1 protein-coding gene is annotated in these 317 nt (G+C 53.6%); it reads left to right on the top strand.

Annotation, left to right across the window (positions count from 1 at the left end):
• Positions 1-317, top strand: a 317-nt coding sequence (locus Q4563_RS18290) for a regulatory protein RecX (RefSeq protein ID WP_303605520.1), incomplete at both ends; no start/stop codon positions are given.

The following is a 317-nucleotide window of genomic DNA, read 5'->3' as shown; positions in this document are numbered from 1 at the left end:
GTTTTGCCCGATCTTTTTTGCGTACCCGTTTTCAGCGGGGGCAGGGACCATTACGTATCCAGCAAGAGTTGCGGCAGCGACGGGTTGCTGACGATATTGTCCGCATGACATTGGCAGACAGCGATGCTGACTGGTTTGAATTGGCCAGAGCCGGAGCCGCCAAAAAATTGGGGGTGCGTGGCGAACTGGCCAAAATCCGCCTTGCTGATCAGAAAGAAAAAGCCCGTCTTTACCGTTTTCTAGGCTATCGCGGGTTTAACCCAGACCAGATTCAGTACGCACTGGATGCCTGTTGTGAAGCTCACGATGAGCAGGAC

This window comes from Gilvimarinus sp. 1_MG-2023, assembly GCF_030548285.1.
This window is presented reverse-complemented; position numbering and strand designations above follow the sequence as displayed.